6 protein-coding genes and 1 tRNA gene are annotated in these 6,874 nt (G+C 68.7%); 4 read left to right on the top strand and 3 right to left on the bottom strand.

Features of this window, described 5'->3' with window-relative positions:
- Nucleotides 1-70: 70 nt before the first annotated feature.
- Complete coding sequence (locus tag FV228_RS16775) at nt 71-1,036, bottom strand: 2-hydroxyacid dehydrogenase (protein WP_147855670.1); 966 nt, start codon at nt 1,034-1,036, stop codon at nt 71-73.
- 279 nt (nt 1,037-1,315) lie between these two features.
- Between FV228_RS16775 and leuC the strand changes: the two genes are divergently transcribed.
- The 4 genes from leuC to mqo all read left to right on the top strand — a co-directional run bounded on the left by leuC (nt 1,316) and on the right by mqo (nt 5,846).
- Entirely contained in the window at nt 1,316-2,728 is a 1,413-nt protein-coding gene (leuC, locus tag FV228_RS16770; RefSeq protein WP_147855669.1) for a 3-isopropylmalate dehydratase large subunit, read from the top strand.
- A gap of 82 nt (nt 2,729-2,810) precedes the next feature.
- Nucleotides 2,811-2,895, top strand: a tRNA-Leu gene (locus FV228_RS16765).
- A 232-nt stretch (nt 2,896-3,127) separates the two neighbouring features.
- Nucleotides 3,128-3,649 (top strand): lipocalin-like domain-containing protein, encoded by a 522-nt coding sequence (locus tag FV228_RS16760; protein WP_147855668.1) that lies wholly within the window; start codon nt 3,128-3,130, stop codon nt 3,647-3,649.
- Nucleotides 3,650-4,124: 475 nt separating this feature from the next.
- On the top strand, nt 4,125-5,846 hold the full coding sequence (gene mqo, locus FV228_RS16755) for a malate dehydrogenase (quinone) (RefSeq protein ID WP_147855667.1): 1,722 nt from the start codon (nt 4,125-4,127) through the stop codon (nt 5,844-5,846).
- 94 nt (nt 5,847-5,940) lie between these two features.
- Here mqo and FV228_RS16750 read toward each other — a convergent pair whose 3' ends face one another.
- Both FV228_RS16750 and FV228_RS16745 read right to left on the bottom strand, forming a co-directional pair.
- Nucleotides 5,941-6,198, bottom strand: a complete 258-nt coding sequence (locus tag FV228_RS16750) for a hypothetical protein (protein WP_147855666.1) — start codon at nt 6,196-6,198, stop codon at nt 5,941-5,943.
- A gap of 257 nt (nt 6,199-6,455) precedes the next feature.
- Nucleotides 6,456-6,668, bottom strand: a complete 213-nt coding sequence (locus FV228_RS16745; protein WP_147855665.1) for a hypothetical protein — start codon at nt 6,666-6,668, stop codon at nt 6,456-6,458.
- Between the last annotated feature and the right edge of the window lie 206 nt (nt 6,669-6,874).

Below are 6,874 nucleotides of genomic sequence, written 5' to 3'. Positions count from 1 at the left end.
AAGTCCTCCTGCGCCGCCGCCGGCCGCGGCACCAGGGCCAGGGCGGCGAGCAGCGCGGCCTGTACGGGTCTCACGCGGGCGGGCTCCAGGGTGTCTCGGTCACGGGGGTCAGCGGGCCCCGACCCTCGAACCACGACAACACGTTGTCGACCACGAGTTGGGCCATCGCCGTGCGGGTATGCTCGGAGGCGGAGCCGACATGCGGCAGCAGCACGGTATTGTCGAGGGCGGCCAGCTCCGCCGGCACGTGCGGCTCATTCTCGAACACGTCGAGGCCGGCCTCCAGGATCGTGCCCGCCTGAAGCGCGGCGATCAGCGCGGCCTCGTCGACGAGGCTGCCGCGGGCGACGTTGATCAGGATGCCCTCGGGTCCCAGCGCCTCCAGGACGGGGGCATCCACCAGCTTGCGGGTGTCGTCACCCCCGGGGGCGACCACGATCAGGATGTGGACCGCCCGCGCCATGGCGATCAGGCTATCGTGATAGGTGTAGGCGATGCCCGCCTTCCGGCTGCGGCCGTGATAGTCGATCGTGACGCCGAAGCTCTCGAGCCGATGGGCGATCGCCTGCCCGATCCGGCCGAGCCCCAGGATGCCGACCCGTCTCCCGCGCAGGGACGCGGTGAGCGGGAACGGCGCCTTCGGCCAATGGCCCGCGCGCAGGTAGCGGTCGGCCTGCGGGAGCCGCCGGACGGTCGCCAGCACGAGGCCGACGGCGAGATCGGCGACCTCGTCGGTGAGCACGTCGGGCGTGTTGGTGACGACGATGCCGCGCCGATGCGCCTCGGCCGCGTCGACGCCGTCGTAGCCGACGCCGAAATTGGCGATCAGTTCGAGCTTCGGCAGCTTGTCCATCAGGGCCGCATCGACCTGACCGCCGACGCAGAGCCCCCGGATCCGGGGGCCGATCTCGGCCAGCTTGGCCTGCGGATCCGCGACGCCCGCGAGCCGGTGCACGGTGAAGCGCGCCTCGAAGGCGGCCTCGACCAGCGGATGCATCGTCTTGAGCAGCAGGATCTCGGGCGGCGCTTCGGACATCTCACACTCCCTGTTCGGCCGGCCGCTGCTGCGACCGGCGGTTTGGATCCGGCATAGTGCCTGCCCCCGGTCCGGCGCCAGCCGTGCCGGGCCCCGGGCCGTGACATCCGGCGACCGGCGCCGAGCGGCAGGGCGAAGACACGACGGGACCTGGACACGACGGGACCAGGATACGACGAGACGAGGACTCGCCTCTTTCGAAATTCGCCCGCGATGCCTACTAAGGAAGGCGCCTTATCGCGAGAGTTCTGCACCGATCCCATCCGAAGACGAAAACCGATGACCAGCCCGCGCACCCTCTACGACAAGATCTGGGACGACCACGTCGTCGATGTCCAGCCGGACGGCACCAGCCTCCTCTACATCGACCGGCACCTCGTTCACGAAGTCACGAGCCCGCAGGCGTTCGAGGGCCTACGCGTGGCCGGCCGCAAGGTGCGCCATCCCGAGAAGACGCTGGCGGTGGTGGACCACAACGTCCAGACCACCGACCGGTCGAAGGGCATCGACGACCCCGAGAGCCGCACCCAGCTCGAGGCGCTGGCCGAGAACGTGCGCGACTTCGGCATCGAGTTCTACGACGCCCTCGACGTGCGCCAGGGCATCGTCCACATCATCGGTCCCGAGCAGGGCTTCACGCTGCCCGGCCAGACCATCGTGTGCGGGGATTCGCACACCTCGACGCACGGCGCCTTCGGGGCGCTGGCCCATGGCATCGGCACCTCGGAGGTCGAGCACGTGCTCGCCACGCAGACGCTGGTGCAGAACAAGGCCAAGAACATGCGCGTCACGGTGGACGGCGCGCTGCCGCCCGGCGTGGGCGCCAAGGACATCATCCTGGCGATCATCGGCGAGATCGGCACGGCGGGCGGCACCGGCCACGTGATCGAGTATGCCGGCGAGGCGATCCGCGCCCTCTCGATGGAGGGGCGGATGACCATCTGCAACATGTCGATCGAGGGCGGCGCCCGCGCCGGCCTGGTGGCGCCGGACGCCACGACCTACGCCTACGTCAAGGACCGTCCGAAGGCCCCCAAGAGCGCGGCGTTCGACAAGGCCCGGGCCTACTGGGAGAGCCTGCTCACCGATGAGGGCGCGTTCTTCGACCGCGAGGTGCGCCTGGACGCCGCGAGCCTGCCGCCGATCGTCAGCTGGGGCACCAGCCCGGAGGACGTGATCTCGGTGCGCGGCCGCGTGCCTGATCCGGCGGCGATCGCGGACGAGAACAAGCGGCAGTCCAAGGAGAAGGCGCTGGCCTACATGGGCCTGACCCCGGGCACGCCGATCACCGACATCACCCTGGACCGGGTGTTCATCGGCTCCTGCACCAACGGCCGGATCGAGGACCTGCGGGTCGTCGCCCAGATGGTCGAGGGCCGCAAGGTGCACGAGAGCGTCTCCGCCATGGTGGTGCCGGGCTCGGGCCTGGTGAAGGCGCAGGCCGAGGCCGAGGGCATCGACCGGGTGCTGAAGGCCGCGGGCTTCGATTGGCGCGAGCCGGGCTGCTCCATGTGCCTCGGGATGAACGCCGACCGGCTCAACCCGCTGGAGCGCTGCGCCTCGACTTCGAACCGCAACTTCGAGGGCCGTCAGGGTCATCGCGGACGCACGCACCTCGTCTCGCCGGCCATGGCGGCGGCGGCCGCGGTCGCCGGCCGGTTCGTGGACATCCGCGACTGGCCGCGCGGCTGAGGCGCAAAAGGCACAAATCGCGATTGACGGACCCCACGTGTCCGCCTAAACGAAGCCGTCGCCGGCCAATGGCCGACGGCGAGCCCAGGTGGCGGAATTGGTAGACGCGCTGGTTTCAGGTACCAGTCTTGCAAGAGGTGAAGGTTCGAGTCCTTTCCTGGGCACCATCAGCCGCCTAAAGCGCTGATCCGCACAACTCTCTCCCCAGACCATGACACGAGACCGGCCATCACAGCCGGTCGGCGCCGCTTCGGATCCCTGTCGATCGAAGCCGCATGTCGTCATCCGAACCCAGCTTCGCGCGACCGAGACCTGTCACGACGGGGCCGCGCGCCGTATCCCGGTGTCGCCCGATTCGCGCTGGCCGCATGGCCGGCAGGCCGGAAGGAGAATCACCGGATGACGAAGTTCTCCGCGACGCTCGCGGCGGCGTTGCTCATGGCCGCGTCGCCCGGCCAGGCCGCCGATGCCCAGCCGCAGGTCCATGCGGACGAGGGCGACCTCGCCGAGAAGATCGTGGGGACCTGGGAACTCGTCTCCTACCAGGTCGAGGACAAGGCGACCGGGTCGCTGATCGACGCGATGGGCAGCGCGCCGCGGGGCCGGGTGATCTTCACCCCGGATGGCTGGGTCGCGTTCAACCTCGAGGGCACCGACCGCAAGCCGGCCGAGACCGATGCCGACCGCGCCGCGCTGATGAAGACGCTGGTCGCCTATATCGGCCGCTACCGGATCGAGGGCGACCAATGGATCACGACGGTCCAGACCGCCTGGGCTCCGGAATGGGTCAACACCGAGCAGCGGCGGACGATCAAGATCCACGGCGACGAAGCGGACGTGACGACGCCCTGGCGGATCATGCCCAACTGGGACGCCGGCCGCCTCTCGCGCAGCATCATCCGGTTCCGGCGCAGCCGATAAAGGCGGCGTCCGCCATGACGCGCACGCACGCCCCGCATGTTCCGGACAGGACAGGCGGCGGCGTTTGTCCTACACCACAGATTGTCCTTTCAGACCTCATCCTCTAAGACGCGGGGAACACGCCGCCGCGCCAGATCGGCCGGCGTCTTTTCACCGTCGAGACTCGCCGATCACCGCGCGGTCTCCGGATCGGGTCTCGGCTCTATTCGGCGCAGCCACGTCGAACCCGGCCATCAACTCGGAAAAGACGCTTCGATCCGGCCCTGCACTTCCGGAAGCTGCTTTCGGAAGCAACAACGGCGCCCAAGACAATAAACGATCGCATACGATCGATCACGCGCTGCGTGCCGCATCATCCGCGGGGGAACGTTCTGGAAGGCTGGATGCGCGGGGCTCCCGTCGCGTCGATCCGACGCCTTCTGTGCCGGGACGTGCCAGCCGTGCATGTCCGGTCCGCAACCGATGAGATGTGGCGATGCGTGCCGACGACACCAACAAGCCCCGGTCCCCGCGCGACTCGCTCGCCTTCAGCCGGCGCCAACTCCTCGGGACGGCGGCCACCGGGCTCGCCGCGGCCTCGCTGCCGAGCGCCCTCGCGTTCGCCGACAGCGCCGACACCAAGGTCGACGTGCTGCTGATCGGCGGCGGCATCATGAGCGCGACGCTCGGCGTGTGGCTGAACCAGCTCGAGCCCACGTGGTCGATCCAGATGGTCGAGCGCCTGGATCAGGTCGCCCTGGAGAGTTCGAACGGCTGGAACAACGCCGGCACCGGCCACTCGGCGCTGGCGGAGCTGAACTACACTCCGGAGAAGAAGAACGGCCAGGTCGAGATCGCCAAGGCGGTGGAGATCAACGAGGCGTTCCAGGTCACGCGCCAGTTCATGGCCTCGCTGGTCAAGACCGGGGTGCTGAAGAACCCCCACACCTTCATCAACTACACCCCCCACATGAGCTTCGTCTGGGGCGACGACAACATCGCCTACCTGCGGAAGCGCTGGGAGGCCCTGAAGGCCAGCCCGCTGTTTGCCGGCATGGAATTCTCCACCGATCCGGAGCAGCTCAAGACATGGGTGCCCCTGATGATGGAGGGGCGCGACCCGAACCAGAAGGTGGCCGCCACCTGGTCGCCGCTCGGCACCGATGTCGAGTGGGGCGAGGTCACCCGCCAGTACGTCGCCCACCTGCAAGGCCAGCCGACCTTCAAGCTGAGCCTCTCCACCGAGGTGGAGGGCATCACCAAGAACGCCGACGGCTCCTGGCGGGTGACCTCCCGCAACATCAAGGACGGGTCGCGGCGCAGCGTCGACGCCAAGTTCGTGTTCATCGGCGCCGGCGGCGGCGCCCTGCACCTGCTGCAGAAGTCGGGCATCCCGGAGGGTGAGGATTACGCCGGCTTCCCCGTCGGCGGCTCGTTCCTGATCAACGAGAACCCGGACGTCGCGACGCTGCACCTCGCCAAGGCCTACGGCAAGGCGTCGGTCGGCTCGCCGCCGATGTCGGTGCCGCACCTGGACACGCGGGTGCTCGGCGGCAAGCGCGTGATCCTGTTCGGACCGTTCGCGACCTTCTCGACCAAGTTCCTGAAGGAGGGCTCGTATCTCGACCTCCTCAGCTCGACCACGACCAGCAACATCTGGCCGATGGTCCGGGTCGGCATCGACGAGTATCCCCTGGTCGAGTACCTGGCCGGCCAGCTCATGCTGTCGGACGACGACCGGATCGCGGCCCTGCGCGAGTACTTCCCGAAGGCCAAGAAGGGGGAGTGGCGCCTCTGGCAGGCGGGTCAGCGCGTGCAGATCATCAAGCGCGACCCGAACAAGGGCGGCGTGCTTAAGCTCGGCACCGAGATCGTCAACGCCAAGGACGGCAGCATCGCCGCCCTGCTGGGGGCCTCGCCGGGCGCCTCGACGGCGGCGCCGATCATGCTGCAGGTGCTGGAGAAGGTGTTCGCCAAGAACGTCGCCACGCCCGAGTGGCAGGCGAAGATCCGGCAGATCGTCCCGAGCTACGGCACGAAGCTCAACGACGACCCCGCCCGGGTCGCACAGGAATGGGCCTACACCAGCGAGCAGCTGCAGCTGCCGGCGGCGCCCCGGATCGACACGGCGGCGCTCAAGCCCGTGCCGGCGAGCAGCACCGTGCTGAACAGCAGCGACACGCCGGTCCCGGCGCCGGTCCACGATCTCGCACCCTGAGCGTGATCCCCCCCCCGGCCTCGTGCGGACGCACGGGGCCGGGGGCCGGCAGCGTCTCGCAGGCCCTCCCTGGATCGGGCTCGGACGGGTGGCTCTACCGGGCGGCGCCGTGGGCGATGTGCAGCCAGCCGAAATCCACCGGATAGCCGAGGCCGTGCAGCATCTTGACCCGCTTCCACGAGGCCGTGCGGGCCGAGCCGGCGTCCTGTCCTGCCTCGATCTCCGCGGATTCCATCTCCTGGAGCTCGCGGGTCAGCTCCTCGCGCAGCCCGGTCGCCTTCATGGCCCCGAGGGCCGCGGTGAAGGCCTGTTCGGTCACCCGCACCTGATCGCAGATTTGACGCACGCTCATCAGTCCTGAGCCCTTTCGCACTGCTTGAAGACCGCTGTTTCGCAGTCACCGGACCTTAGCATCCGCGGCAGCAACGTTAGATGTACGTCTTTGGTGCAGACAGGTTTAGTATCCAGCGTGGTAAAGCCGGCCTGCTGGAGCGCTCGCCGCCGAGGCGGTTCCCGGTTCGGCGTCAGCGGACGCGTCGAACGCAAGGCTGCGTGCCGTTCCGGGCGATGGCCGGCGGCTTTCGGGAAAAGGCGATGCGGCGCAGGCGTCTAGCGCAGCGGAAGCCAGCCGAGGGGGCGCGTCACCCGGGACGGGCGGCGCCAGCGCCGCTTGCGGCCGAAGGTCCGGCGCGGATCGAGGATGCCCGATCCGAGATCATCCTTCTGGATGATCCGGGGCTGCACCGCCGCGCCGATGGCCACCAGGGCGGCCGAACCCACCAGCGCCATGATCGCGGCACCCCAGAAAAGACTCTCGAACATCTGGTCCTTCCTGCCCGTGGCTCCTCTTATAGGTCTGAAGTCTGATCGAAATTGCGGCAGAAGCTAGACTGCGCAGATTATTTTGCACACTTATCAGTATCGCCGGGGATGGATTTGTGGGGGCAACCCTTGCGGCGGGCCGTTTCCGCCGCGGCGATCCCCGTGAGCATGGCCGAGGCCGGGGCGCTCGCGGCGGCAGCGGGGTG

It is taken from the genome of Methylobacterium sp. WL18, assembly GCF_008040015.1.
Classification (GTDB): domain Bacteria; phylum Pseudomonadota; class Alphaproteobacteria; order Rhizobiales; family Beijerinckiaceae; genus Methylobacterium; species Methylobacterium mesophilicum.
This window is presented reverse-complemented; position numbering and strand designations above follow the sequence as displayed.